At 74.8% G+C, this 24,698-nt stretch carries 21 protein-coding genes and 1 pseudogene; 15 read left to right on the top strand and 7 right to left on the bottom strand.

Annotation, left to right across the window (positions count from 1 at the left end):
• Window positions 1-26: 26 nt before the first annotated feature.
• Genes V5D56_RS10175 through V5D56_RS10165 form a run of 3 tightly spaced genes read right to left on the bottom strand, consistent with a single transcriptional unit; the run spans window position 27 to window position 2,765 of the window.
• Window positions 27-1,202: a CynX/NimT family MFS transporter gene (locus tag V5D56_RS10175; RefSeq protein WP_435738890.1), complete on the bottom strand. Its 1,176-nt coding sequence runs from the start codon at window positions 1,200-1,202 to the stop codon at window positions 27-29.
• 32 nt (window positions 1,203-1,234) lie between these two features.
• Window positions 1,235-1,867: a MarC family protein gene (locus V5D56_RS10170; protein WP_435738889.1), complete on the bottom strand. Its 633-nt coding sequence runs from the start codon at window positions 1,865-1,867 to the stop codon at window positions 1,235-1,237.
• 58 nt (window positions 1,868-1,925) lie between these two features.
• Window positions 1,926-2,765: a PHP domain-containing protein gene (locus V5D56_RS10165; protein WP_435738888.1), complete on the bottom strand. Its 840-nt coding sequence runs from the start codon at window positions 2,763-2,765 to the stop codon at window positions 1,926-1,928.
• Between the two features lie 106 nt (window positions 2,766-2,871).
• Here V5D56_RS10165 and V5D56_RS10160 point away from each other — a divergent pair, with 106 nt between their 5' ends.
• Both V5D56_RS10160 and V5D56_RS10155 read left to right on the top strand, forming a co-directional pair.
• On the top strand, window positions 2,872-3,699 hold the full coding sequence (locus tag V5D56_RS10160; RefSeq protein WP_435738887.1) for an alpha/beta fold hydrolase: 828 nt from the start codon (window positions 2,872-2,874) through the stop codon (window positions 3,697-3,699).
• Complete coding sequence (locus tag V5D56_RS10155; RefSeq protein ID WP_435738886.1) at window positions 3,696-5,366, top strand: aminopeptidase P family protein; 1,671 nt, start codon at window positions 3,696-3,698, stop codon at window positions 5,364-5,366. Before V5D56_RS10160 ends, V5D56_RS10155 begins: the two co-directional genes overlap by 4 nt.
• A 34-nt stretch (window positions 5,367-5,400) precedes the next feature.
• Here V5D56_RS10155 and V5D56_RS10150 read toward each other — a convergent pair whose 3' ends face one another.
• Complete coding sequence (locus tag V5D56_RS10150; protein WP_435738885.1) at window positions 5,401-6,198, bottom strand: general stress protein; 798 nt, start codon at window positions 6,196-6,198, stop codon at window positions 5,401-5,403.
• 120 nt (window positions 6,199-6,318) lie between these two features.
• Here V5D56_RS10150 and V5D56_RS10145 point away from each other — a divergent pair, with 120 nt between their 5' ends.
• Both V5D56_RS10145 and V5D56_RS10140 read left to right on the top strand, forming a co-directional pair.
• Entirely contained in the window at window positions 6,319-7,644 is a 1,326-nt protein-coding gene (locus tag V5D56_RS10145; RefSeq protein ID WP_435738884.1) for a magnesium transporter MgtE N-terminal domain-containing protein, read from the top strand.
• On the top strand, window positions 7,637-8,155 hold the full coding sequence (locus V5D56_RS10140) for a DUF1003 domain-containing protein (RefSeq protein ID WP_435738883.1): 519 nt from the start codon (window positions 7,637-7,639) through the stop codon (window positions 8,153-8,155). Before V5D56_RS10145 ends, V5D56_RS10140 begins: the two co-directional genes overlap by 8 nt.
• Before the next feature lie 82 nt (window positions 8,156-8,237).
• On the opposite strand, the gene V5D56_RS10135 is transcribed toward V5D56_RS10140, so the two are convergent.
• Window positions 8,238-9,035, bottom strand: coding sequence for a maleylpyruvate isomerase N-terminal domain-containing protein (locus V5D56_RS10135; RefSeq protein ID WP_435738882.1), 798 nt, complete (start codon window positions 9,033-9,035; stop codon window positions 8,238-8,240).
• A 52-nt stretch (window positions 9,036-9,087) separates the two neighbouring features.
• On the opposite strand from V5D56_RS10135, the gene V5D56_RS10130 reads away from it, so the two are divergent.
• From V5D56_RS10130 to galK, 11 genes and pseudogenes are all read left to right on the top strand, one after another.
• Window positions 9,088-10,239 carry an Mrp/NBP35 family ATP-binding protein gene (locus V5D56_RS10130; protein ID WP_435738881.1) on the top strand — a complete coding sequence of 384 codons (1,152 nt, stop codon included), beginning with the start codon at window positions 9,088-9,090 and terminating at the stop codon, window positions 10,237-10,239.
• Window positions 10,240-10,651: 412 nt separating this feature from the next.
• Window positions 10,652-11,671: a secretion protein HlyD gene (locus V5D56_RS10125; protein ID WP_435738880.1), complete on the top strand. Its 1,020-nt coding sequence runs from the start codon at window positions 10,652-10,654 to the stop codon at window positions 11,669-11,671.
• Window positions 11,668-12,567 (top strand): ABC transporter ATP-binding protein, encoded by a 900-nt coding sequence (locus tag V5D56_RS10120; RefSeq protein WP_435738879.1) that lies wholly within the window; start codon window positions 11,668-11,670, stop codon window positions 12,565-12,567. Before V5D56_RS10125 ends, V5D56_RS10120 begins: the two co-directional genes overlap by 4 nt.
• Window positions 12,564-13,766, top strand: coding sequence for an ABC transporter permease (locus tag V5D56_RS10115; RefSeq protein ID WP_435738878.1), 1,203 nt, complete (start codon window positions 12,564-12,566; stop codon window positions 13,764-13,766). The genes V5D56_RS10120 and V5D56_RS10115 overlap by 4 nt, the downstream gene beginning before the upstream one ends.
• A gap of 135 nt (window positions 13,767-13,901) precedes the next feature.
• On the top strand, window positions 13,902-14,873 hold the full coding sequence (locus V5D56_RS10110) for a hypothetical protein (protein ID WP_435738877.1): 972 nt from the start codon (window positions 13,902-13,904) through the stop codon (window positions 14,871-14,873).
• Window positions 14,870-16,495, top strand: a complete 1,626-nt coding sequence (locus tag V5D56_RS10105) for a hypothetical protein (protein WP_435738876.1) — start codon at window positions 14,870-14,872, stop codon at window positions 16,493-16,495. The genes V5D56_RS10110 and V5D56_RS10105 overlap by 4 nt, the downstream gene beginning before the upstream one ends.
• A 128-nt stretch (window positions 16,496-16,623) precedes the next feature.
• Window positions 16,624-17,292 carry an ABC transporter ATP-binding protein gene (locus V5D56_RS10100; protein ID WP_435738998.1) on the top strand — a complete coding sequence of 223 codons (669 nt, stop codon included), beginning with the start codon at window positions 16,624-16,626 and terminating at the stop codon, window positions 17,290-17,292.
• A 65-nt stretch (window positions 17,293-17,357) separates the two neighbouring features.
• A complete protein-coding gene (locus V5D56_RS10095) occupies window positions 17,358-18,590 on the top strand; it encodes an ABC transporter permease (RefSeq protein WP_435738997.1) in 1,233 nt (410 codons plus the stop codon).
• 70 nt (window positions 18,591-18,660) lie between these two features.
• On the top strand, window positions 18,661-19,434 hold the full coding sequence (locus V5D56_RS10090; RefSeq protein ID WP_435738875.1) for a DeoR/GlpR family DNA-binding transcription regulator: 774 nt from the start codon (window positions 18,661-18,663) through the stop codon (window positions 19,432-19,434).
• Window positions 19,435-19,518: 84 nt separating this feature from the next.
• Window positions 19,519-20,721, top strand: a pseudogene (gene galT / locus V5D56_RS10085) (galactose-1-phosphate uridylyltransferase); the annotation flags it as partial.
• Between the two features lie 69 nt (window positions 20,722-20,790).
• Complete coding sequence (galK, locus tag V5D56_RS10080) at window positions 20,791-22,020, top strand: galactokinase (protein ID WP_435738996.1); 1,230 nt, start codon at window positions 20,791-20,793, stop codon at window positions 22,018-22,020.
• A 329-nt stretch (window positions 22,021-22,349) separates the two neighbouring features.
• Here the strand turns inward: galK and V5D56_RS10075 are convergent, their stop codons facing one another.
• Both V5D56_RS10075 and V5D56_RS10070 read right to left on the bottom strand, forming a co-directional pair.
• Window positions 22,350-23,153, bottom strand: a complete 804-nt coding sequence (locus tag V5D56_RS10075) for an exodeoxyribonuclease III (RefSeq protein WP_435738874.1) — start codon at window positions 23,151-23,153, stop codon at window positions 22,350-22,352.
• 88 nt (window positions 23,154-23,241) lie between these two features.
• Window positions 23,242-24,675, bottom strand: a complete 1,434-nt coding sequence (locus tag V5D56_RS10070; RefSeq protein ID WP_435738873.1) for an MFS transporter — start codon at window positions 24,673-24,675, stop codon at window positions 23,242-23,244.
• Window positions 24,676-24,698: the final 23 nt, after the last annotated feature.

Below are 24,698 nucleotides of genomic sequence, written 5' to 3'. Positions count from 1 at the left end.
GGTACGGGACCGCGGCGCGTCGGCCCTCAGCGCACGTGCGCGTCGCGACCGGCGAACCAGACCGCGATGCCCTGCACGACCGCGACACCGACGAGCAGGAGGAGCGGGAGCGTCCAGGACCCGCTCGCGTCGTGCGCGAGGCCGACACCGATCGGGCCGCACGCCGCGAGCACGTAGCCGGCGCTCTGCGCCATCCCGGACAGCTCAGAGGTGTGCGCGGCGTCGTGGGCGCGCAGGGCCATGAGCATGAGAGCGAGGCTGATGCCCCCGCCCTGGCCCAGCCCGAGGAGCACGACCCACAGCACGGCCACCGACGGCGCGAGGACGAGCCCCAGCAGACCCCCGCCCACGAGCACGACGAGCACCACGCCGATCCCCCGCTGCCGGCGCATCCGCCCGCCGAGCACCGGCGTCGCGAACGAGCCGGCGATCCCGACGAGGTTGCACAGCGCGAGGAGCCAGCCCCCGGCCTCCGGAGTGCGGCCGAGCGACACGAACACCTCGGGCAGCCACGCGTTCGTCGCGTAGAACGACAGGGACTGCGTGCCCATGACCACGGTCACGGCCCACGCGAGCGGGCTCCGCCAGACCGAGCGGCGCCCCGCCGGTCGACCACCGTCCCGGAAACCCGTCGGTGCGGGCACGGACGCGTGCAGCGCGCGCGGCGCCCACACGAGCGCCCCGAGCACGGCGAGGACGCCCCACGTCGCGAGCGCGCCGCGCCAGTCGAGGCCCGCGGCGTTCGCGACGGGGAGCGTGAGACCGGCGGCGAGCGCCGCACCGCCGGACAGCGACATCGAGTACAGGCCGGTCATGAGCCCGACGCGGTCGGCGAAGTCGCGCTTGACGAGCGCGGGCAGCAGCACGTTGCCGACCCCGATCGCGCTCCCCACGACGAGCGTGCCGGCGAACAGCCCCCACGTGGTCGGCACGAGGCGGACCGCGAAGCCGACGGCGAGCACCACGAGAGCGGCGAAGAGCGCGCGCTCGAGCCCCCAGCGCCGCGCGAGCACCGGCGCGACCGGCGCGAGGAGCCCGAAGCACAGGACGGGCAGCGTCGTGAGCATCCCGGCCGCGGTGGCGCTCAGCCCCGTGTCGGCACGGATCTCGCCGAGCAGCGGCGAGACCGCGACCACCGCGGGGCGCAGGTTGAGCGCGGCGAGCAGCATCGCGACGACGGCCGCGACGCCGAGCGGACGCACCCCGCTCGGGCCCCGTCCCCGACCCGGCACGCTCAGGCCGTCTGGACGAACTGCGTCACGGCGTCGGCCACGAGCTGGACGGCGATGGCCGCGAGCAGGAGGCCGGCGATGCGCGTGACGAGGATCGTCCCCGAGTCACCGAGGACGCGGTTGATGACGTTCGCGAAGCGCATCGAGAGCCACAGGCACACGTGCACCGCGACGACGCCCGCCACGATGGCGACCCACTCCGCCAGACCGCCGCCCCGCTCACCGGCCCGCTGCACGAACACCATCGTCGCGACGATCGCGCCCGGTCCTGCGAGGAGCGGCGTGCCGAGCGGCACGAGCGCGACGTTGACCCCCTTGTTGCCCGAGGGCTGCGGCTCCTCCATCTTGCCCGTGAGGAGCTCCATCGCGACGAGCAGGAGGAGCAGGCCGCCCGCCGTCTGCAGCGCGGGGAGCGAGATGTGCATGTAGCTGAGGATCTGCTGGCCGAACGCCGCGAACGCCACGATGACGCCGAACGCCACGAGGATCGCGGTCCGTGCCGCCTGGTTGCGCTGCTTCGCGCCCATCGCGCTCGTCAGGCCGAGGAACACCGGGACGGTGCCCGGCGGGTCCATGATGACGAAGAGGGTGACGAAGACCTCGGTGAAGAGCCGGACGTCGAACCACTCGTTCATCGTGCGCCCACCGGGCCCGGCCCCGGGAGGCGGCCTCGGCGGCTCGTCGGTCGGCGGCTCATCGGATCACGTCCAGCTGTCCCAGCTCCTCGATCTGCTCCAGCACGGTCGGTGCTGTCGTGTTCTCCCCGAGCCGGTTCGGTTTGCCGGCCCCGTGGTAGTCGCTCGACCCGGTGACGAACAGGCCCAGGGTGCGGGCCATCTCGTCGAGCCGGGTGCGCTGACGCTCGTCGTGGTCGCGGTGGTGCACCTCGAGCCCGGCGAGCCCTGCCGCGGCCATCTCCTCGATCACCACGTCCGCCACGACCCGGCCCCGGCCGTCCGCGCCCGGGTGGGCGAAGACGGGGACCCCTCCGGCCGCACGCACGCCGCGCACGGCGGCGGCCGCGCTCGGGGCGTAGTGCGGCACGTAGTACGGCGTGCCGGGCGCGAGGATCGTCGCGAACGCCGCGGAGCGGTCGGTCACGTGCCCGGCCGCGACGAGCGCGTCCGCGATGTGCGGTCGCCCGATCGTCGTGCCCTCGGCGGTCTGCGCGAGCACATCCTCCCACGTGATCGGATAGTCCTCGCCGAGCAGGTCGACCATGCGGCGGGCGCGGCTCGTGCGCGCGTCGCGCGTGCGCTCCAGCTCGTCGAGCAGCGCCGCGTGCGCCGGGTCGTGCAGGTAGGACAGGACGTGGACGCTGATCCCGCCCGAGCGCGCGGAGATCTCCGCGCCCCGCACGAGCGCGACGCCCGTGCGCAGCGCCGCGTCCGTCGCCTGCGCCCAGCCGGCGGTCGTGTCGTGGTCCGTGAGCGCGACGACGTCGAGCCCGGCCGCGGCCGCCGCCTCGACGACCGCCCCCGGCGCGTCCGTGCCGTCGGACGCCGTCGAGTGGGTGTGGAGGTCGATGCGCACGCCCCCCAGGATAGTGACGGGCGGCACGGGACCCGCACACGATGTTCACGCGGGGCCCGGCGGCTGCCCACGGCCGTCCCAGGTAGGGGTGCGAGGGTCGACCACGATGACCTCCACCACAGCAACGACGCCCGCCACGCCCGCGGTCGTCTTCGTCCACGGCCTGCGCACCTCGGGAGCGATCTGGGACGGTCAGGTCGAGCACGTGCGGTCGCTCGGCCACGACGCCGTCGCGGTCGACCTCCCCGCGCACGGGGCGCTCGCCCGCGAACGCTTCTCGCTCGAGCGCTCGTTCGAGGTGATCGACGACGCCGCGGCCTCGTTCGGACCGGGCCGTCGCGTCGCGCTCGTCGGGCTCTCGCTCGGCGGGTACACGTCCCTCGCGTGGGCGGCACGACGCCCTGCCCACCTCGCGGGCGTCGTCGCCGCGGGCTGCACGTCCGACCCCAAGGGCAAGCCCGTCGCCCTCTACCGGGACGTCGCGCGCCTCGTCGTCGCGAGCGGAGGCGTCGTCGGCCGCGGCGCCCGGTGGGCGGCCCGCACGACGACGACCGCGTGGTCGACCATGGCCCGCGCCGGCCGGTCCGTGCCGGGTGGCGGCGCGGCGTCGTCCTCGGTGCGCTGGGCCGACGGCGCTCCCGTGCAGGGCCCCGGCTGGGGGGTCGTCACCGACGCGCTGACCCAGCTCGCCGGGCGCTCCTGGCTCGGCCACGTGCGCGACGTGGACGTGCCCGTCTGGCTCGTCAACGGCGCGCGCGACCACCTGCGTCTCGACGAGCAGCGCTACCTCGCGGCGGCCGCGGACGCCGCGCTCGTCGTCGTGCCCCGCGCCGGCCACGACGTGAACAGCGAGGCGCCCGAGGCGTTCAACCGCGTGCTCACCCGCGCCCTCGCCGACTTCGGCCGACCCCGCGGTGCGACACTGGGGGCATGACCGACGCCACCCCCGTCACCCCCGAGCCCACCGAGAACACCGCTCCCGCCGCGGCAGACGCTGCGAGCCCGGACGAGACCCAGGACGTGTCGGCGCGCGGGAGCAACCGCTCGCAGCGCCCCGACTCCGCCGCGTTCAAGGCGTTCATCACGAGCGGCTGGGCGCCTCGCGCCGTGCTCGACGTCGAGCCGTCGCCCGCCGCGCCGTTCGCGGCCGCACGCCGCGCCGCGCTCTCGGCGCGCTTCCCCGGCGCACGTCTGGTGATCCCGGCCGGTCCGCTCAAGGTCCGCTCGAACGACACCGACTACCGGTTCCGCCCGCACTCGGCGTTCGCCCACCTCACGGGCACGGGTTGGGACCAGGAGCCGGACGCGGTGCTCGTCCTGCACCCGGTGGAGCCGGGGACCGGGGACCCCTCGGGCCCGGACGGCGCACGGAGCGCGCACCACGCGGTCCTCTACGTGCGGCCGCTCGCCGCGCGCGACACCGAGGAGTTCTACGCCGACGCCCGCTACGGCGAGTTCTGGGTCGGTGCGCGCCCGTCGCTCGACGACGTCACGACGCTGACCGGCGTCGAGGCGCACCACGTCGACGGCCTGCGCGACGCCCTCGCGAAGGACGTCGGACCCGACGGGACCGTCCTGCTCGTCGTGACGGGGGCGGACGAGGCCGTCGAGGCGCTCGTCGAGGCGATCCGCGCGGAGGCCGGGCTGGAGGACTCCGCCGAGCAGACCGCCGAGGAGGAGCAGGAGCGCACCGAGGCCGAGTGGCTCGCGCGCGCTGAGGCGGCGTACCGGCGCACCGACGCCGCGCTCGTCGAGGCCGTGTCCGAGCTGCGGCTCGTCAAGGACGCGCACGAGGTCGAGCAGATGCGCTCCGCCGTCGACGCGACGATCGCCGGTTTCGAGGAGGTCGTGCGCACCCTGCCGCGCGCGCTCGGCCACCGCCGCGGCGAACGCGTCATCGAGACGACGTTCGACGGCCACGCGCGTCTCGAGGGCAACGCCGTCGGCTACGAGACCATCGCCGCGGCGGGCGAGCACGCCACGACGCTGCACTGGATCCGCAACGACGGCGTCGTGCGCTCGGGCCAGCTCGTGCTGCTCGACGCGGGCGTCGAGGTCGACTCGCTCTACACCGCCGACGTGACGCGCACGCTCCCGGCGGACGGCGAGTTCACCGACGTGCAGCGTCGGGTCTACCAGGCGGTGCTCGACGCCGCCGACGCCGCGTTCGACGTCGCGGTGCCGGGCGCGCGGTTCCGCGACGTGCACGCCGCGGCGATGGAGGTCATCGCGGCGCGCCTCGAGGAGTGGGGCCTGCTCCCGGTGAGCGCCGCGGAGTCGCTGTCCCCCGAGGGCCAGCAGCACCGCCGCTGGATGGTGCACGGCACGTCGCACCACCTCGGGCTCGACGTGCACGACTGCGCGCAGGCACGCCGCGAGCTCTACCTCGACGGGATCCTCGAGCCGGGGATGGTCTTCACCATCGAGCCGGGGCTGTACTTCAAGGCGGACGACCTGGCCGTGCCCGAGGAGTACCGCGGCATCGGCGTGCGCATCGAGGACGACGTGCTCGTCACGGCCGACGGCAACGAGAACCTGTCGGCCGCGCTCCCGCGCCGTCCCGAGGACGTCGAGGCGTGGATGGCGTCGCTGCGCGCCTGAGCGCTCCGCCCGGCGTCGGGCGCGCCGCCCGGCCTCAGGCCGGGGGCGTCGGGTCGGCGGGCCGCTCGGCCGAGTTCTGCGGAGCGGCCTGCTCCGGCGCGTCCGCCGTGCCCGACGTCGGGCGCATCGCCCCGTAGCGCGGCTCGCCGGAGGGCGTGGTCCAGCGCGGGTCGGGCGTCCTGGCCGGGGGCGGCGTCGGCGCATCCTGGCTCGCCGGCTGCGCTGCCGGGGGCGCCACCGGAGGATGGGCCTGGCCGGCCGAGGGCGGCACCGGGGCCTGGTGCTGCGGCGGCACCCCGGTCGGCGAGCCCCAGGTGGGGTTCGCGGGAACGGCGGGCGCGCGGACCCCGCCGGCACCCTCGGGCATGCGGGCCAGCAGCTGGCGAGCGTCGCCCGCGCGCTCCGTGGCGCACAGGATCGCGTACCGCGACGCGACGATCTGGCTCTGGGACGTGAAGTCGCGCTTGCCCTGGGTCAGCGCGTACGACAGCACGGAGAACAGCAGGCCGAAGCCCGCACCGATCGCGATGCCGGTGAGCACGTAGCCGCCCGAGCCGGAGAACATGAAGAGCAGGAGCCCGACGAACAGGCCGAACCACGCCCCCGACGCCGCGCCCGCGAGCGCCACGCGACCGTAGGTGAGCCGTCCGGTGACGCGCTCGACCATCCGCAGGTCGGTCCCGACGATCGTCACGACCTCGACGGCGAACTTGTTGTCCGACAGGTAGTCGACGGCCTTCTGGGCCTCGAGGTACGTCGCGTAGGACGCGACCTCCTCGCCGCGCGGGAGGGTGGGGACTCGGGGGTTGACGTTCGGGCGCGACATGCTCATTCGCCCAGTCTGTCCTACTCGTGGGTGCCGCGCTACGGCGGTACGGTGCCACCCGGCCCGCCTCGCCGCGCGGGGCGGGCTTCCGGCGCGCCGCGTGCGGCAGGTGCGTACGCTGGCGGCGTGAGTGCAGCCACCACCGTCTTCGTCGCGCGCCTCGCGGGGACCAGCGTGTTCGACCCGATCGGCGACCAGGTCGGGAGGGTGCGCGACGTCGTCGTGCTCCTGCGTCCCAAAGGGCTGCCCCGGGCCGTGGGCCTCGTCGTCGAGGTGCCCGGCCGGCGTCGCGTGTTCCTGCCGCTCACGCGCGTCACGAGCATCGACAGCGGGCAGGTCATCTCCACGGGTCTCGTCAACATGCGCCGCTTCGAGCAGCGCGCCATGGAGACGCTCGCCCTGAGCGAGCTCCTCGAGCGGAGCGTCGAGTTCGTCGACGGCTCGGGCACGGGCACGATCGAGGACCTCGCGATCGAGCGGCAGCGGACCGGCGACTGGCTCGTCGCGAAGCTGTACGTCCGGCGCACCGGCGAGCACAAGGGCACGCTGCGCCTGCGGCGGCGCGGGGACGCCGTCGTCGTCGACACCGGCGCGGTCACCGGTCTCGCGGGGCGCACCGGAGCCGCCCAGGGTGCCGCCATGCTGCTCGCCGCGTACGACGACCTCAAGCCCGCGGACCTCGCGGACGTGATCCACGACCTCGGGGACACGCGGCGCCTCGAGGTCGCGGGCGCGCTCGACAACGAGCGCCTCGCGGACGTCCTCGAGGAGCTTCCCGAGGACGACCAGGTGGCGATCCTCTCGGGCCTCGACACGGGCCGTGCCGCGGACGTGCTCGAGGCCATGCAGCCCGACGACGCCGCGGACCTCCTGCACGAGCTGCCCGAGGCGCAGGCGGCCCAGCTCCTCGAGCTCATGGAGCCCGACGAGGCGCGCGACGTGCGGCGTCTGCTCGCGTACGCCGAGGACACCGCGGGCGGTCTCATGACGACCGAGCCGGTCGTGCTCGGGCCCGAGACGACGATCGCGACGGCGCTCGCGCAGATCCGGCGCAAGGACCTCGCGCCCGCCCTGGCGTCGATGGTGTTCGTCGTGCGCCCCCCGCTCGAGACGCCGACGGGTCGGTTCCTCGGCGTCGCGCACTTCCAGCGGCTCCTGCGCGAGCCCCCGCACGCCGCGGTGGGGTCGGTGCTCGACACGGACGTCGAGGGCATCGCGCCCGACGCGCCGCTCGGTCGGGTCACGCGCATCCTCGCCACGTACGACCTGCTGTGCGTCCCCGTGCTCGACTCCGAGAAGCGCCTCCTCGGCGCGATCAGCGTCGACGACGTGCTCGACCACATGCTCCCCGAGGACTGGCGCGAGACGGACGACCTCGAGGTCGAGCACCGGCCGGAGGATCTGAGCCCGGGCACGACACCCCGCGCCCGGACGGAGGCGCCCCGTGGCTGAGCGTCTCGACACGCCGAAGGCGGCACGGCGCACGCTCCTGCCCCGCAACCGCATGGACCAGGACGCCGTCGGCCGGGCGACCGAGGGCATCGCGCGGTTCCTCGGCACGCCGCGCTTCCTCATCTACCTGACGATCTTCTGCGTCGTGTGGATCGTCTGGAACTCGTGGGGCCCCGAGGGGCTGCGCTTCGACTCCGCCGAGTTCGGCTTCACCGCGCTGACGCTCATGCTGTCGCTCCAGGCGTCGTACGCCGCGCCGCTCATCCTGCTCGCGCAGAACCGCCAGGACGACCGCGACCGCGTCACCGCCGAGCAGGACCGCCAGCGCGCCGAGCGCAACCTCGCCGACACGGAGTACCTCGCGCGCGAGATGGCCGCGCTGCGCATCGCGCTGAGCGAGGTCGCGACGCGCGACTTCGTCCGGTCGGAGATCCGCAACCTGCTCGAGGAGCTCGAGGAGAAGTCGGCGCGGCCGGCCACCGACGAGGAGGACGCGCCGGCGCGAGACTGAGCCGCGAGATCGACCCGCCCGTCGCCAGGTCGACCTTCGGAGGGTCGATCTCGGGACGCTCGGGTCGATGTCGACGCGGTTCCTACCGCGTCCCCTCCGCGGCGACGCGACGCAGCCGGTCCACGAGCGCGGGGTCCCCCGCGACGGTGAGCCCGTCCGCGGTGCCCCTGCCCCACAGCCACAGGTCGAGCGCCCACGCCGGCCCGGCGACCTGGGTCGTGGTGGAGCCGGGGAGGTCGACGAGCTGGGCCGTGTCGAGGTCGTAGGCGGTGCCCGACTCCGGCCCCGTCCCCGTGAACCGCCCGAACGCGAGCTCCCAGCTCCGCGGGGTCTCCCCCGGTCCGTCGACGACCACGGAGACGGTCGCGCCGTCGGGCGTGAAGACGCCCCAGCCAGGGACGCCGTCGACCATGACGGCGAGCACCTCGTCGACGCCGTCGGCGGCGACGACCGGGTCTGCCGGCGTGACGTCGCGGCCCGCCGTGAGCTCGGCGTCGGCCCGGTGGATCAGCGCCTCGTGCGCCTGGCGGCGCAGGACCCAGCCGACGTGGCGCCCCTCCTCGTGCCAGGACCAGCAGGGCTCGTCGGGGTCGCGTCCCCGCAGCGCCGCGACGAGGCGGCTCGTGGAGCGCTGGAGGAGCGCGGGCAGCTCGGCGTCCGACGCCGGGCGCGCGAGGGGCGGCACGTCGTCGCCGTCGAGCCCGTGGCCCGGCTCCGGGCCGACGACGCGGGCCCAGAAGTCCTGCACCTCCGCCAGGTGGTACATGAGGTCCGCGCCCACCCACTCGGGGCACGACGGGACGCGCGCATCGGGCGGCGCGCTGCGCGCCGCGTCACCGAACAGCTCGCTGTCACGCACCAGGGAGGCGAGGGCGTCCATCCGTGCACGGTAGTACGGCTCGCCCGCACCCGCCCGCACCTACGATGGAGCCATGCCCGACGCTCCCGCCGCCCCCCTCGAGGACGCGGTCCGCGCCGCCCTCGCGACCGTCCTCGACCCGGAGATCCGCCGACCCGTCACGGATCTCGGGATGGTGCGCTCGGTCGACACGCAGGAGCGCGACGGCCGCGGGGCGCTGGTCACCGTCGGCGTGGACCTCACCGTCGCGACGTGCCCGATGCGCGACACGCTCGTGCGCGACGTCGACGCCGCCGTCCGTGCGGTGGCCGGGGTCGACGACGTGCGCGTCGACCTGGGCGTGATGAGCGCCGAGCAGCGCGCCGAGCTGCGCACGATGCTGCGCGGCGGCGTCGGCGAGCCGGTGATCCCGTTCGCGCAGCCCGACTCGCTGACGAAGGTGTACGCGATCGCGTCGGGCAAGGGCGGCGTCGGCAAGTCGTCCGTGACGGCGAACCTGGCGGTCGCGCTCGCCGCGGACGGTCTCTCCGTCGGCGTCGTCGACGCCGACATCTACGGCTTCTCGATCCCGCGCATGCTCGGGGTCGACCGGCAGCCCACGCGCGTCGACTCGATGCTCCTGCCGCCCGTCGCGCACGGCGTCAAGGTCGTCTCGATCGGCATGTTCGTGCCCGCCGGACAGCCGGTCGTGTGGCGCGGGCCGATGCTGCACCGCGCCCTCCAGCAGTTCCTCGCGGACGTGTACTGGGGCGACCTCGACGTGCTCCTGCTCGACCTCCCGCCCGGCACGGGCGACATCGCCATCTCCGTCGCGCAGCTCCTGCCGGGCAGCGAGATCCTCGTCGTGACGACGCCGCAGGTCGCGGCGGCCGAGGTCGCCGAGCGAGCGGGCTCCGTCGCGACGCAGACGCAGCAGGGCGTCGTCGGCGTGGTCGAGAACATGTCGTGGCTCGAGCAGCCGGACGGGTCACGGCTCGAGCTCTTCGGCTCCGGCGGGGGCGAGCGGGTCGCGCAGAACCTCTCGCGCGCGGTCGGCTCCGACGTCCCGCTCCTCGGTCAGGTCCCCCTCGACGTGTCGCTGCGCGAGGCGGGCGACGGCGGGACACCCGTCGTCCTGTCCCACCCGGGTTCCGCGGCGGCCGTCGCGCTGCACGACGTCGCACGCGGCCTGGCGCGGCGCCCGCGCGGCCTCGCGGGTCGTCGCCTCGGGGTCTCCGTCGTCTGACCCGTCCGGGGCACCGGACGGGACGCCCGTCCAGACGCTCTGGTCGGCACGCCACGGGATGGTATAGCCTCTCCCCCAATTCGCCAGGGGGCGACCCTGCGGGGTCGGAAGAGGGGGTCGACGCGTGCCGTCGTCGCTGTCCGCACGTCTGCGACGTGCACCGGGACACCGCGTGCTCGACGCTGCGCGTCCCGTGGGCACGGCCCTCGGGACCCCTGGCGCTCTCTGTCAGCAGACGCCTCCAGCCCTCGCGCCGTTGCCCGGGCATGACCTGAGGCGTACGTGCGCGCGACGGATCTCCACCCGAGGGATGAGGACGGCGCCTTCCGGACCGCCCTAGCCTCGTGCCGGGTCGCCGTCGTCGGCGTCCGTCCCGCCGTCCTGGCCGCCCCGTCCTCACAGGAGCCCGCTCGTGGGTATCACCCGCCGGTTCGTCTTCCCCGCACTCCGACTCCTGGTCTGGGGGGTCATCGCCGTCTCGCTCGCGGTCATCGCGTTCCGGTCGGCACCCGAGACCCCGCCGGACCCCGCGACGCCCTCCGCCCAGCTGGTCGAGCCGCAGGTCGCCGTCGCGACGGGGGACATCGTCAACACCGTGACCGTCACGGGGCAGATCGTCGCCGATCCCGCGACCACCCAGAAGGTCACGCAGCGCGGGACGGTCACCGCGGTGCACGCGAAGCCCGGCGACGTCGTGGCCGCCGGTGCGCCCCTGCTCGAGGTGACCCTGACCGAGCCCCAGGAGCCCCTCACGAAGACCGACCCCGAGACGGGCGAGGTCACCGTCACCGAGCGGCGGCCGAAGGTCACGCGCGAGACCGTCACCGCGACGACCGCCGGCACCGTCGCGACGTTCACGGCGCTCGTGGACCAGGAGGTCGCCGTCGGCGACGACTTCGCGACGATCTCCCCCGGGACGCTCTCCGCCACCGGCTCTCTCCTGGCCGACCAGCAGTTCCGCCTCCTGCAGATCCCGACCGACGCGACCGTCACCGTGACCGGCGGGCCCGCACCGTTCACCTGCACGGGCCTGCGCATGGGGTCGGCAGCCACCACCTCCGGCGCGCCCGAGGACCCCGCGGCCGACCCTGCCGCGACGGGAGGGTCCGCGTCCGTGACCTGCGCCGTCCCGGGTGACGTGACGGTGTTCGCCGGGCTCGCCGCCCAGCTCGAGATCACCGCCGGCTCGGCGGAGGGCGCCCTCGTCCTCCCGGTGACCGCGGTCCTCGGCAGGGTCGAGCAGGGCAAGGTCTGGGTCCTCGGCGAGGACGGCGAGCCGGAGGAGCGCCCGGTCACGCTGGGTCTCACCGACGGGTCGCAGGTCCAGATCGTCGAAGGGCTCGCCGAGGGCGACGAGGTCCTCGAGTTCGTCCCGGGACAGGACGTCGCCCCGGTCGAGGGCGGCGCGACCGGCGAGGTCTTCGTCGGATGAGCCTGCTCGAGCTGCACGGCGTGACGCGCTCCGTCCGGCTGCCCGACGACCGGGTCCTGGAGATCCTGCGGGGTGTGGACCTCACGGTCGACGCCGGCGAGCACGTGTCGGTCGTCGGCCGGTCAGGCACCGGCAAGTCCACGCTGCTCAACCTCCTCGGGCTCCTCGACTCCCCGACCGCGGGCGAGCTCCTGCTCGACGGCGTGCCCGTCGGCCGGCTGTCGGGGCGCGCCCGGGCACGGCGACGAGGCGCCGACTTCGGCTTCGTGTTCCAGCAGTTCAACCTGTTGCAGGGCCGCACGGCCCTCGAGAACGTGGTCGCGCCGCTGCTCTACGCGCGCGGTCGCCAGTTCTGGCGCCGACGCACCCTCGCGGCAGAGATGCTCGAGCGCGTCGGGCTCGGCGACCGGCTCGACACGCGCCCGGAGAAGCTCTCGGGCGGCGAGCAGCAGCGCGTCGCCATCGCCCGAGCCCTCGTCCGCGTCCCGCGCGTCATCCTCGCCGACGAGCCGACGGGGGCGCTCGACGTCGACACGGGCACCGAGGTCATGGTCCTGCTCGACACGATCGCCCGGGAGAACGGCTCCGCGCTCGTCACGATCACGCACGACCTCGCGGTCGCCTCGCGCGCCTCGCGCCAGTTCCGCCTCGCCGACGGCGTGCTCACGCCCATCGCCATCAGCGCCCGCAGCGCCGGGTCGCTCGGGGCGCTCGCCGCCCTGTCCGACGGCGCGACGCGCGACCCCGGTGGCGTCCCGTCCGTCGAGGGGCAGCCGGTCGCAGGCCGGACGCACGACCGGACCCACGACCGCACGGACGACGACCACCAGGCCGAGCACGTCGCCCGTCCCCTGCTCGTCGACAGCGCACGGTCGCGCGGGGGTGACGCCGCGTGACGGGGATCGTGGGCGCCGTCATCGAGGCGTGGGAGGAGCTGCGGGTCCACCGGCTGCGCGTGCTGCTCGCCCTCGTCGGCGTCGCGGTCGCCGTGTGCGCCATCACGTCGATCTCCGCGGCGGGCGCGATGCTGCGGCAGGTGTCCGCGGAGACGACCGAGCGCGACGGCGGCCGGCCCGCCTCGCTCAACGTCTCCGCGTGGCCCGTTGGTGCCGAGCAGCCCTCGCCCGACGACTACGTCGCGGTGTTCGACGAGGTCGTCGAGCGCTACCAGGTTGAGCACACGTCGCTGCGCACGTCGAGCCCGGCCACGATGCGCTTCCCCGACGGGGCGCAGGAGGTGTGGACCAACGGCGTCGAGCCCGGGTGGGCCCTCATGCACCGGTTCGAGGTGGAGTCCGGGCGATGGCTCACCGAGGCCGACGAGGACCGCCTGTCCCCCGCGCTCGTCGTGAACCAGAGCTTCCTCGACGCGATGGGCGGCGTGCGCGTGGCCGACCACCCCACCGTCACGATCGGCGGCGACAACCCGGTGGTGGCGACCGTCGTCGGCTCCTACCCGGACCCCTGGCCCGGCATGACGCCCGAGGCCTACGTGCTCGTCAGCGCCCAGGCGCGGTGGGCCACGCCCGAGTCCCTGATGACGAGCGGGCCGCCGTCGCTCGAGCTGTGGGTCCCGCCCGACCTCGCGGACCCCCTCACGGACGCGATCCGGCGCGACGTCACCGCCGCGATCCCCGGGACGCAGGTCGAGGTCTACCGGATGGACTCCCCCGCCTACGACGTCATCGACGGCGCGATCCGGTGGGTCGTGATCGGCGTGAGCGCGATCGCGCTCCTGCTCGGCGGGCTCGGGCTCGTGAACATCGGCCTGGTGACCGTGCGCTACCGCATCCGCGAGATCGGCATCCGCCGCAGCTTCGGCGCGAGCTCCGGCCGCGTCTTCTTCTCCGTGCTCATGGAGAGCGTCGTCGCGACCCTCGTCGCGGGCGTGGTCGGGGTGAGCGTCGCCGTCGTGGCGCTCCACAACGTCCCGATCGACCAGCTCATGGGCTCGGCCGTCCAGGACCGTCCGGCCTTTCCCGTGTCGGCCGCGGTCACCGGGCTGCTCGCCGCCGCCGGCGTCGGGGCGCTCGCCGGGCTGATCCCCGCCCTCGTCGCGGTCCGCGTCAAGGTGATCGACGCGATCCGCTACTGACCTCGCCCTCCTCCTCCGACGACCCCGCACGACCTGCACCGCCGCACCACCTCGCACGTCATCGTTCACGACAGCCGCACGACGGCCAGATGCTCGGGACCCCCGGGACGACGGCCCTGACCAAGGAGAACTCCCGTGGCCCGACCCTCACTCGCCCGCCGCACCGCGACGACGTCGTTCGTCCTCGGTGCCGCCCTCCTGCTGACCGCCTGCGGCGGCTCGGGCGAAGCCTCCGACACCGGTACCGACGGCCCCCTCGCGGACTTCTGGGAGGACGTCTACGGGGAGTACGACGAGGAGAAGGCGAACGCCGAGGCGATGGAGATCGAGGAGGCGACGGCACGCTGCATGACGGAGCAGGGCTTCGAGTACAAGCCCGTCGACCAGTCGCAGTCCACCTTCTCGTTCGACACCTCCGACCAGGACCCGGCCGAGTACGCCGCCGAGTACGGCTACGGCTTCTCGCTCCAACCGGAGATGTCGGAGGAGGAGCAGGCCGCGATGGACGCCTACGTCGACCCCAACCAGGAGTACGTCGACGCGATGTCCGAGTCGGAGCAGACGGCCTACTACGAGGCCCTCTACGGCGACATGGCGAGCATGGAGTACGACGAGGACGCCGAGATGCCCGAGTACGACCCGGCGCAGGCCGGCTGCCAGGGCGCCGCGCAGGAAGAGGTCTACGGCGCCCAGAACGCACTGTGGGAGAGCGAGGAGATGGTGGCCTTCAACGACGCCACGACACAGCTCTACGAGGAGATCGAGAAGGACCCGCGGCTCGAGGACGTCACGACGGCCTGGGCCGAGTGCATGGCCGACGCCGGCTTCAGCGGCTACTCGACGCCGCAGGAGGCGATGGACGACATGATGGAGCGCTCCAACGCGATGTGGGAGACGGACTCTCCCGAGGGGCCGAGCGAGGAGCAGATGAAGGAGATCCAGGACCTCGAGCGGGACACCGCGGTCGCCGACCACACCTGCAAGGAGGACGTCTCCTACGACAAGACCTACCAGGACGTCCAGCGGGACCTCGAGGCCGCCTTCGTCGAGGAGCACGCCGACACGCTCGAGACGATCCGCGACCTCGTCGCCGAGGCCCAGGAGTGAGCGCGTCCGGCCAGGGCCTCGATGGACCAGGAGCGCCGGGAACGGGTGTCGACACCCTGGCGACGCCTGCCCCCGCCGACCCGCCCGACGCGGGGCGCCCGCGGCGCTCCTTCGCGCTGAGCGGCAACCGGCTCATCGTCCTCGTGGCAGGCGTCGCCGCCCTCAGCCTCGTCGCCGGCATCCTGCTCAGCAGGCTCGTCGTGTCCCCCGCACAGGCCGCCGCCGACGCGGAGCCGCCGGCCGCCGGCGCCATCACGGTCCCCGTCGAGAAGCGCGTCATCGCCAACGACGTCACGCTCCGCGCCGACGCGACGTACGACGACGCGGTGTCGGTGAAGATCGAGACCGGCGACCTCGGTGGCCCGGCCGTCGTGACGGGCCAGGTCCCCGAGCTCGGGGCCGAGCTCGGCCCGGCGGGCGTCGCGCTCGAGATCGCCGGCCGGCCCGTCGTCGTCCTCCCGGGCGAGCTGCCCGCGTACCGCACGCTCCGGGCGGGGGTCTCCGGGCCCGACGTGCTCCAGCTCAAGGCGGCGCTCGCGGCGGTCGGCATCGACCCGGGCCGCGCCGACGACGACCGGTACGACGCGGCGACCGCGGCCGCCGTCGAGCGGCTGTACGCCCAGGTGGGCTATCCGGCGCCGTCCGCCGACGAGGAGGCGGAGCTCGCCGTCTCCTCGGCGCGCGAGGGCGTGCGGGCGGCCCAGGACTCGCTGGACGCCGCGCAGGCCGCGCTCACCGCGGCCCAGGCCGGTGCGAGCGACGTCGAGAAGCTCGAGAGCGACAACGCGGTCCGTGCCGCCGAGCGCGCCCTGACGGCGGCGACGACGGAGGGCGGCGACGTCCCCGGGGCCGAGGACGCGCTGCGCCTGGCGCAGGCCCAGCGCGCCGCGCTCGACCGGCCGCGCGAGACGAGCGCGGAGTCGGCTGCCGTCGAGTCGGCGCGCCGCCAGCTCGCGGACGCGCAGGAGGCGCTCGCCGAGGCGGGCACGCAGACCCTCACGCCGCTCCCCGTGAGCGAGGTCCTCTTCCTCGCCGGGCTCCCGCGTCGCGTCGACGAGGTGCTCGTCCAGCGCGGCGGGACGGTCGAGGGCCCGGTCATGTCGGTCTCCGGGGCGACGCTCGTGCTCGAGGCGTCGGCCGCGGCGTCCGACGCCGAGCTGCTCGAGGTCGGAGCCCCCGCCACGGTGACCCTCCCGGACGACTCGGAGGTGGCCGCCACGGTGAGCTCCATCGAGACGAGCACCGGGGGCGGCGATGGCGAAGAGGGCGGCGACACGGGCGACGGCGCGGGTGACGCCGCGGGGGGTCGACGGTTCGTCGTCACCCTCGCGCCCGGTGATCTCACGCCGGAGCAGGTCGGCGCGCTCCAGGGCCAGAACGTCCGGGTGCGCGTCCCGGTGAGCTCCACGGGCGGCGAGGTGCTCGCGGTGCCCCTCGCGGCCCTCACCGCGGGACCCGGCGGCGAGTCGCGCGTCGAGGTCCAGCGGTCGTCCGGGTCGGACGACTCCGCCGAGACCGAGCTCGTCGACGTCGAGACCGGCCTCGCGGCCGGCGGTTTCGTCGAGATCGTCTCCGCCGACGGCGAGCTCGACGAGGGCGACCTGGTGGTGGTCGGCGAGTGACCTGGACCGAGCTGGGCCTGCCGGGCCTCCAGGAGCGGGGCGGCACCGGGCCGTCGACCACGGAGCCCACAGAGCCCGCAGAGCACGCAGCCCCCGCCGGACCCGGACCGACCGCGGGACCGCCCCCCGTGGTCGATCTCGTCGGCGTCACCCGCAGCTTCCCGGGGCCGCCCGTCGTCGAGGCGCTGCGGGACGTCAGCCTGCGCGTCGACCCGGGCGAGTACCTGTCGATCATCGGCCCGTCCGGGTCGGGGAAGTCCACGCTGCTCAATATCCTCGGCCTGCTGGACCGGCCGACGGACGGCGAGTACCTCCTCGACGGCGTGCCGACCGGTACCGCCTCCGAGGCGACGCGGTCGGCGCTGCGGGGCGGCAGGATCGGCTTCGTCTTCCAGTCGTTCCACCTGCTGCCGCAGCGCACCGTGCTCGACAACGTGCTGCTGGCCACCCTCTACAGCGGTGTGCCCCGCGACGAGCGGGTGCCCCGCGCGACCGCCGCCCTCGAGCGCGTCCACCTCACGCACCGGACGCAGTTCCAGCCGACGACCCTCTCCGGCGGCGAGCGGCAGCGCGTCGCGGTCGCGCGGGCGATCGTCGCCGCGCCGCACCTCCTGCTCGCGGACGAGCCGACGGGGAACCTCGACTCCGCCAGCTCGGGAGAGGTCATGGACCTCTTCGACGAGCTCCACGCCGACGGGCTGACCCTCGCCGTCATCACGCACGACCCCGTCGTGTCCGCCCGGGCGCAGCGCCGGGTCCGGATCGCCGACGGCCGCCTCGAGGAGCTGGACCGGTGAGGCCGCCGTGGGGTCGTGCGCGCGACCGGAGCGACACCGAGCGCGGGCGGGGTCGCGTCCGCGCCGTGCGTGGTCGCGGCCGGGACCGGTTCGGCCTGCGTGATCTCTTCGCCGAGGCCGCGCACGGCATCGGCGCGCGGCCGGGCCGCCTGCTGCTGACGGTGCTGGGCACGGTGCTCGGCATCGCGTCGGTCGTCGTGACGGTCGGCCTCGCGCAGACCGCGGCCGGGCAGATCGGCAAGCAGTTCGACGCCGTGGCCGCGACGCAGGTCGTCGTCGAGCCGGAGACCACCATGCTGATGTCCGGGGAGGAGCGCGCGATCGCCCGCATCCCCTGGGACGCGGGCGAGCGGGTCCTGCGCCTGGCCGGGGTCGAGGAGGCGGGGGTCGTCGCGCCGGTCGACGTGTCCGGTCGGACGGTGACGGCCGTGCCCGTGAACGACCCGTCGGTCGCCGCGCAGCCGAGCCCTGACGTCGTCGCGGCCAGTCCTGGACTGCTCGGCGCGGTCCGCGGCGAGGTCGTCACCGGACGCATCTTCGACGCGGGCCACGACGCGCGGGCCGACCGGGTCGCCGTGCTCGGTGTCCGCGCCGCCGAGCGGCTCGGCATCAACCGGGTCGACAGCCAGCCGTCGGTCTTCGTGGGCGAGCAGTCGTACACGGTCATGGGGATCGTCGACGGCATGAGCCGACGGACCGACCTCCTGGACGCCGTGATCCTTCCCGCGGGGACCGCGCGGGCCGACTTCGGGGTCGTGGCCCCCGAGGAGCTCCAGATCCGCATCGCGACGGGCGCAGGCAGCGTCGTGGCCCGTCAGGTGCCCGTCGCCCTCGACCCCAACGCCCCCGAGGGCTTCTCGGTCATGGCACCGAGCTCCGGGTCGGCGCTGCAGGAGAACGTCCAGGCGGACGTCAACGCGATCTTCCTCGCGCTGGGCGCCATCGCGCTGGTCGTCGGCGGTCTCGGCATCGCCAACGTCACGCTGCTGTCCGTCATGGAGCGCGTGGGCGAGATCGGCCTGCGGCGCGCTCTCGGCGCGACGCGTCGGGACATCGCGGGGCAGTTCGTCGTGGAGTCCGTGGTCATCGGTCTGCTGGGCGGCCTGGTGGGGTCGGCACTGGGTGTGCTCTCGGTCGTCGTCGTCTCGGTCGTGCAGGAGTGGACGCCGATCCTCGACGTCCGCATGGCGCTCGGGGCCGCGTGCCTCGGCGGCGTCGTGGGCCTGCTCGCGGGGACGTACCCCGCGCTCAAGGCTGCGGCGATCGAGCCGGTCGCGGCACTGCGCGGAGGAACCTGACCCGCAACCCAGTGTTCAATCGTGTTGGATCGTGTTGGATTTATCCTGCCGGCTGGACGATACTGTCGGCATGCTCGCCTCACAGCGCCACGAACGGATCCTCGCGGAGGTCCGCGCGAGCGGTGCCGTCCGGATCGGCGACCTGACCCGAGACCTCGGCGTCTCGGACATGACGATCCGGCGCGACCTGCTCGAGCTCGCGGACCAGGGCCTGGTCCGCAAGGTGCACGGGGGCGCGGTGGCCCCGCACACCACGTCGCACGAGCCCGGGTTCGCGGCGAAGCGCGCACGCGAGACGGACGAGAAGCAGGCGATCGCCGAGGCGGCCGCCCGCCTCGTCGCGCCCGGGTCCTCGATCGCGTTGAGCGCGGGCACGACGACGCACCTGCTCGCCGCGCAGATCGCCGCTTCGCCCGCGCTGCGCCCGCTCACCGTGGTGACCAACTCGCTGCCCGTCGCGGAGACGCTGCACCGTGCCAACGACCCCCGGCTCGAGACGATCCTCACCGGGGGGTCGCGCACGCCGTCGGACGCGCTCGTCGGCCCGCTCGCCGAGGCCGCCCTCGCCGGGCTGCGCGTCGACCAGACGTTCCTCGGCACGCACGGCATCGACCCGGACGTCGGTCTCACCACGCCGAACCTCGACGAGGCGGCGACGAACCGCGCGCTCATCGACGCCGCCGGACGCACCGTGGTCCTCGCCGACCACACGAAGTGGCACACGACGGGGCTGCGCGTCTTCGCGTCGTTCGCGGACGTCGACGTGCTCGTCACGGACTCCGCGCTCCCCGCGGGCGAGCAGGAACGGGTGCGCGACCTCGTCGAGCAGCTCGTCCTCGCCTGACCCCCGGCGACCCGGCGCCAGACGGCGACCCGGCGCCAGACCCGCACCCCAGACCCCGCACCACCGACGGAAGCCCTCGCACCCATGAACCAGCACCTGCGCCGCACGGCGACGCACCTCGCCGACGGCCGCGACCTCGTCTACTTCGACGACTCGCCCGAGTACGTCTCGGGCGAGCGCACACGCCGCCTCGACGACCCGCGCCCGCTGCCCGACCGGTTCGCCCCGGTGCCCGGGCCGGACGGCGTCGCCCACCCGTACACCGGGCCCGAGATGCGTCTCGACCCGCTGACGGGCGACTGGATCCCGATGGCGGCGCACCGCATGAACCGCACGTTCCTCCCGGCTGCGGACTCGTGCCCGCTGTGCCCCGCGCGGCCCGGCAGCGCGTACTCGGACGGCGAGATCCCCGACACGGACTACGACGTCGCGGTGTTCGAGAACCGCTTCCCGTCGCTCCAGCGGGTCCCGGGGATCGGTGACGAGCGGGTCCAGGACGCTCCCCTGCAGGTCCACGGCCCGGCCGCCGGGCGCTGCGAGGTCGTGTGCTTCTCGAGCGACCACCACACGTCGTTCGGGGCGCTGCCTCCGCAGCGCGTCCGCACGATCATCGACGCGTGGGCCGACCGCACGGCGGCGCTCGGGCAGATCCCGGGCATCGAGCAGGTCTTCTGCTTCGAGAACCGCGGCCAGGAGATCGGCGTCACGCTGCACCACCCGCACGGGCAGATCTACGGCTACCCGTACGTCACCCCGCGCACGCGGGCACTGCTCACCCAGGCCCGTGCCCACCACGAGCGCACGGGCCGCAACCTGCTGCGGGACATCCTCGACTCGGAGCTCGCCGACGGGCGCCGCGTCGTCCTCGAGACCGAGCACTGGGTCGCCTACGTGCCGTACGCGGCGAAGTGGCCCGTCGAGGTGCACGTCGCACCGCGCCGTGACGTGCCCGACTTGCCCGCCCTGACCGACGCCGAGCGCGACGACCTCGCGACGACGTACCTCGAGCTCCTGCGGCGGCTCGACCGGTTCTTCGAGACGGCCGACGGCGACCCCATCCCCCTCCCCTACATCGCCGCGTGGCACCAGGCTCCGGCGCACGAGGGCCGCTCGGTCGCGGACGGCGGCACGGACGACGTGACGCTCACGCGTCTGCACCTGCAGGTCTTCTCGGTCCTCCGTGCGCCGGGCAAGCTCAAGTACCTCGCCGGTTCCGAGTCCGGCATGGGCGCGTGGATCAGCGACACGACCCCCGAGCGGATCGCCGCACGTCTGCAGGAGCTCGCCCCGGCGGGCACGGCGCGGGGCTGGGTCCCCGCGTGGGAGCAGGGCGAGGGCGCCGCCCGCGCGCGCACGGTGTTCGCCGAGGCGTTCGGCACCAGCGACGACAGCGACAGCCCCGGCGACGAGCTGCGCGTGTGGAGCGCGCCGGGCCGCGTCAACCTCATCGGCGAGCACACGGACTACAACGCCGGCCTGTGCCTGCCCATCGCGCTGCCGCACCGGACATACGTCGCGCTGCGCCCGCGCACCGACGGCGTCGTGCGCCTCGCCTCCGCCCAGGCACCCGGCGCGGTGTGGGAGACGACGCTCGACGACGTCGCCCCCGGCGCGGTCTCCGGCTGGGGGGCGTACGTCGCCGGCGTCGCGTGGGCGCTGCGCGAGCACCTCGCCGCGACGGGCGCGGACCCCGCAGTGGTCCCAGGCTTCGACGCCGCGGTCGACTCGTGCGTGCCGTTCGGAGCGGGGCTGTCGTCGTCCGCCGCGCTCGAGTGCGCGGTCGCCGTCGCGCTCGACGACGTCGCGGGCCTCGGCCTCGCCGCGTCCGACGCCGGCCGTGCGACCCTCGCGACGGCGTGCATCCGCGCCGAGAACGAGGTCGCCGGGGCGCCGACGGGGGGCATGGACCAGTCCGCGTCGTTGCGCGCCCAGGTCGGTCACGCCCTGCTGCTCGACTGCCGACCCGGTCTCGACCCCACGCAGTCCGCGGAGCAGGAGCCGTTCGACCTCGGGGCCGCGGGCCTCGCCGTGCTCGTCATGGACACGCGCGCCGAGCACCAGCTCGTCGACGGGCAGTACGCCCAGCGACGCGACACGTGCGAGGCCGCGGCGCAGAGCCTGGGGCTCGCCTCGCTGCGCGAGCTCGCCGACGCCGCGGCGTCGTCCGACGACCCGGCCGGCACGCTCGACGTCGCGCTCGACAAGCTGCCCGACGACGTCTCCCGGCGCCGGGTGCGCCACGTCGTCACCGAGATCGGCCGCGTCCGCGACCTCGTCGCGCTCCTGCAGGACGGCCGCGTCGACGAGATCGGACCGCTCCTCAACGCGTCGCACGCGTCCCTGCGCGACGACTACGAGGTCTCGAGCGTCGAGCTCGACGTCGCCGTCGAGGCCGCACGCGTCGCCGGCGCCCTGGGCGCACGCATGACCGGAGGAGGTTTCGGCGGCTCGGCGATCGCGCTCGTCGCCGCCGACCGCGCGGAGGCCGTCGCCGACGCCGTGCGCGCCGCGTTCGAGCGCGAGGGCTTCGGCGCCCCGGGCTTCCTCCTCGCGGTCCCGTCGGCACCGGCCGGCGCCGTCGCCTGAGCAGACGGGCCGGACCGCCGCGAGAAGCCCTTGCCAGGCGGTCCGGCTCGCACCTGCCGTGACGCGTCGGGCAGACGTGCCGGATGGCGACGTGGCGCGGACGGGGAAGGCGCTCAGAGCCCGAGGCGCTGCCGGTGGCCGGTCGTGGCGTTCACGCGGGTGAGACGAGAAGGGCGCTCAGGGCCGGAGGGGCAGCCGTGCCGGGTCGTGGCGGGTCTGGCGGGAGCGCCGCGAGGAACGAGCGGCGCGGAGGGTAGACCCGGCACGGACGCCCCGGAGAGCCCTGAGCGCATGGTGCCGTCGCGCAGTCGGAGCACAGAGGCCAGTGGTCAGAGGTCGTACGTCACGACGACCGGCGCGTGGTCGCTCCAGCGCTCCTCGTGCGACGGCGCGCGGTCGACCTCGACCTTGACGGTGCGCTCGGCGAGCGCGGGCGTCGCGAGCTGGTAGTCGATGCGCCACCCGGAGTCGTTGTCGAACGCGCGCCCGCGCCACGACCACCAGGTGAACGGGCCGGGGCCCTCGCCGCCGTGCACGCGTCCGAGGTCGACGAGCCCGATCTCGTCGAGCCACGTGTCGACGTACGCGCGCTCCTCGGGCAGGAAGCCTGCGCTCTTGAGGTTGCCCTTCCAGTTCTTGATGTCGGCGTTGTGGTGGGCGATGTTGAGGTCTCCCGCGAGCACCGCGCGGCGCCCGTCGGCGGAGAGCTCGCGCAGGCGTGCCGTGACCCGCTCGAGGTAGGCGTACTTCTGCGTCATCGTCTCGGGCTGGGACACGGTGCCGGAGTGGATGTAGGCGCTGACGACCGTGAGCGTCGACCCGTCGGGCAGCTCGAGGTCCGCCTCGACCCAGCGGCCGGTGTCGACGGGCGCCTCCGGCCCTTCGGCCCCGAGGCCGACGCGCACCGCCCGCACGGGCAGGCGCGACGCGACGGCCACCCCCGCGCGTCCCTTGATGTCGCACGCCTGGTGCGCGACGTGCCAGCCGTCGAGCAGCTCGTGCACGACCGAGTCGGGCGCGCGAACCTCCTGCAGGAGCAGCACGTCGGGGGTCCGGGACGCGATCCACGCGTCCATCCCTCGGCGGACGGCGGCGCGGATCCCGTTGACGTTGGCGGTGGCGACGGTGAGCAAGCGGAGGTCCTTCCTCGGTGGCGGAGCGCACGCGACGACGACGGCCGCGGGCACCGGGACATCTCATCACGGACCGCCCACGTCGCGGTCAGCGCGCGAGCGTGGCCCCGCTCACGTCGACCGCCGCAGCCACCGGCCGGAACCGGCCGGCGAGGACCGCGGACACGGCCGCGAGGACGGCGAGGACCGCGAACCCCGCGCGCAGCTGGTCCGCCGTCGCGAAGACTCCGGTGAGCACGCCGCCGAGCACGGCCCCGACGTACGTGAAGACGTTGAGCCGTGCGACGGCACGGTCCGTCACGGACTCCACGGAGCCGTCCGCTGCCGCGCCGACCGGGCCGGGGACGACCGCCGTCGTCGCTCCCCCAGCCGTCCTGGCGTCCGCCGCGGGTCCCGTCGGCAGAGCGCCCGTCTGTGTCGGACGTGCCGCCGCGACCGCCTCGCGCGCACGGTCACCTGCGGCCGAGAATGCGAGCGGCGCGACGACGCCCAGCCCGAATCCCGTCACCGCGAGGCCGAGCACTGCCACGGGCCAGCCCGGGGCGGCGGCCACCGCGAGGAAGCCCAGCGCGCCGAGCGCGCCGCCCCACCGCACGACCCGCACGCGGCCCAGCCGTCCGACGAGCCGGTCCCCGGTGAGCCGCGACACGATGAGGGTCGCCTGGTACGCGGCGTACCCGAGGGGCGCGACGACGGCGCTGGCCGCGAGCACGTCCCGCAGGAAGGTGGCGCTCCAGCTGGAGATCGCCGAGTCCGCGACGGGGAACGCGACCATCGCGACCCCGAGCAGCGCGATCGTCCCGGCGGCCACGCGCGCGCCTGGCGCTGCCACGCCGTGCTCGTTACCCAGTGCGTCCGGCACGGGGGCCGTCGCCGACGCGTCACGCGCGGTGCGGGACACCTCGGGCGACGTCGTCCGCACTTCCGCGGGCGCGCCGTCGGGCAGCGCACCGCGACCGGGCACGAGGCGCGGCGAGAGGACGACCGCTGCCACCGCCACGACGACCGCGACGAGCGGCAGCGCGACCGGTTGTCCCAGCCCGACGAGCGCCGCGCCCGACACGGCGAGCGCGCCGAGCACGCCGCCTGCCGCGTTGCCCGCGTAGAACGAGGCGAGCAGGCTGCGACCGTAGGCCCGCTCGACGTCGATGCCCTGCATGTTCATCGCCGCGTCGACGGACCCGAGCGCGAGGCCGTACACGGCGAGCGCCGCGAAGAAGAGCGGCCAGGCGGGCGCCGCGCCGGCGCCGGCGATACCGAGCGCCGCCAGCAGGAGCCCGCCCACCACGACGACCCGCGACCCGCGCCGGGCCGACACCACGCCCGAGAGCGCGCTGCCCAGCCCGGCGCACACGCACACGCCGAGCACGACGAGCGTGACGACGTCGTCCCCCATCCCCAGGCGGTCCTTGTACCCAGGGATGCTCGTGAGGACGACGGCGAACCCCGCGCCCTGGACCCCGTAGGCGGCGGTGACGGCGGCCCGCGTGCGGGGGGTCCGGGGCGCGGCGGCGCGGCTCATGGCCGCACCCTAGCGCTCTTGCC

The organism is Cellulosimicrobium sp. PMB13, from assembly GCF_051294865.1.
Lineage (GTDB): Bacteria > Actinomycetota > Actinomycetes > Actinomycetales > Cellulomonadaceae > Cellulosimicrobium.
Note: the sequence above shows the minus strand (reverse complement) of the source record. Positions and strands in the feature narration are given on the sequence as shown.

Bases quoted from the DNA above. Each gene is read 5' to 3' on its own strand.
- V5D56_RS10120 (WP_435738879.1), top strand. From the start codon at position 11,668: ATGAGCCTGCTCGAGCTGCACGGCGTGACGCGCTCCGTCCGGCTGCCC.
- V5D56_RS10090 (WP_435738875.1), top strand. From the start codon at position 18,661: ATGCTCGCCTCACAGCGCCACGAACGGATCCTCGCGGAGGTCCGCGCG.
- V5D56_RS10135 (WP_435738882.1), bottom strand. From the start codon at position 9,035: ATGGACGCCCTCGCCTCCCTGGTGCGTGACAGCGAGCTGTTCGGTGAC.
- V5D56_RS10130 (WP_435738881.1), top strand. From the start codon at position 9,088: ATGCCCGACGCTCCCGCCGCCCCCCTCGAGGACGCGGTCCGCGCCGCC.
- V5D56_RS10160 (WP_435738887.1), top strand. From the start codon at position 2,872: ATGACCTCCACCACAGCAACGACGCCCGCCACGCCCGCGGTCGTCTTC.
- V5D56_RS10170 (WP_435738889.1), bottom strand. From the start codon at position 1,867: ATGAACGAGTGGTTCGACGTCCGGCTCTTCACCGAGGTCTTCGTCACC.
- V5D56_RS10155 (WP_435738886.1), top strand. From the start codon at position 3,696: ATGACCGACGCCACCCCCGTCACCCCCGAGCCCACCGAGAACACCGCT.
- V5D56_RS10070 (WP_435738873.1), bottom strand. From the start codon at position 24,675: ATGAGCCGCGCCGCCGCGCCCCGGACCCCCCGCACGCGGGCCGCCGTC.
- V5D56_RS10150 (WP_435738885.1), bottom strand. From the start codon at position 6,198: ATGAGCATGTCGCGCCCGAACGTCAACCCCCGAGTCCCCACCCTCCCG.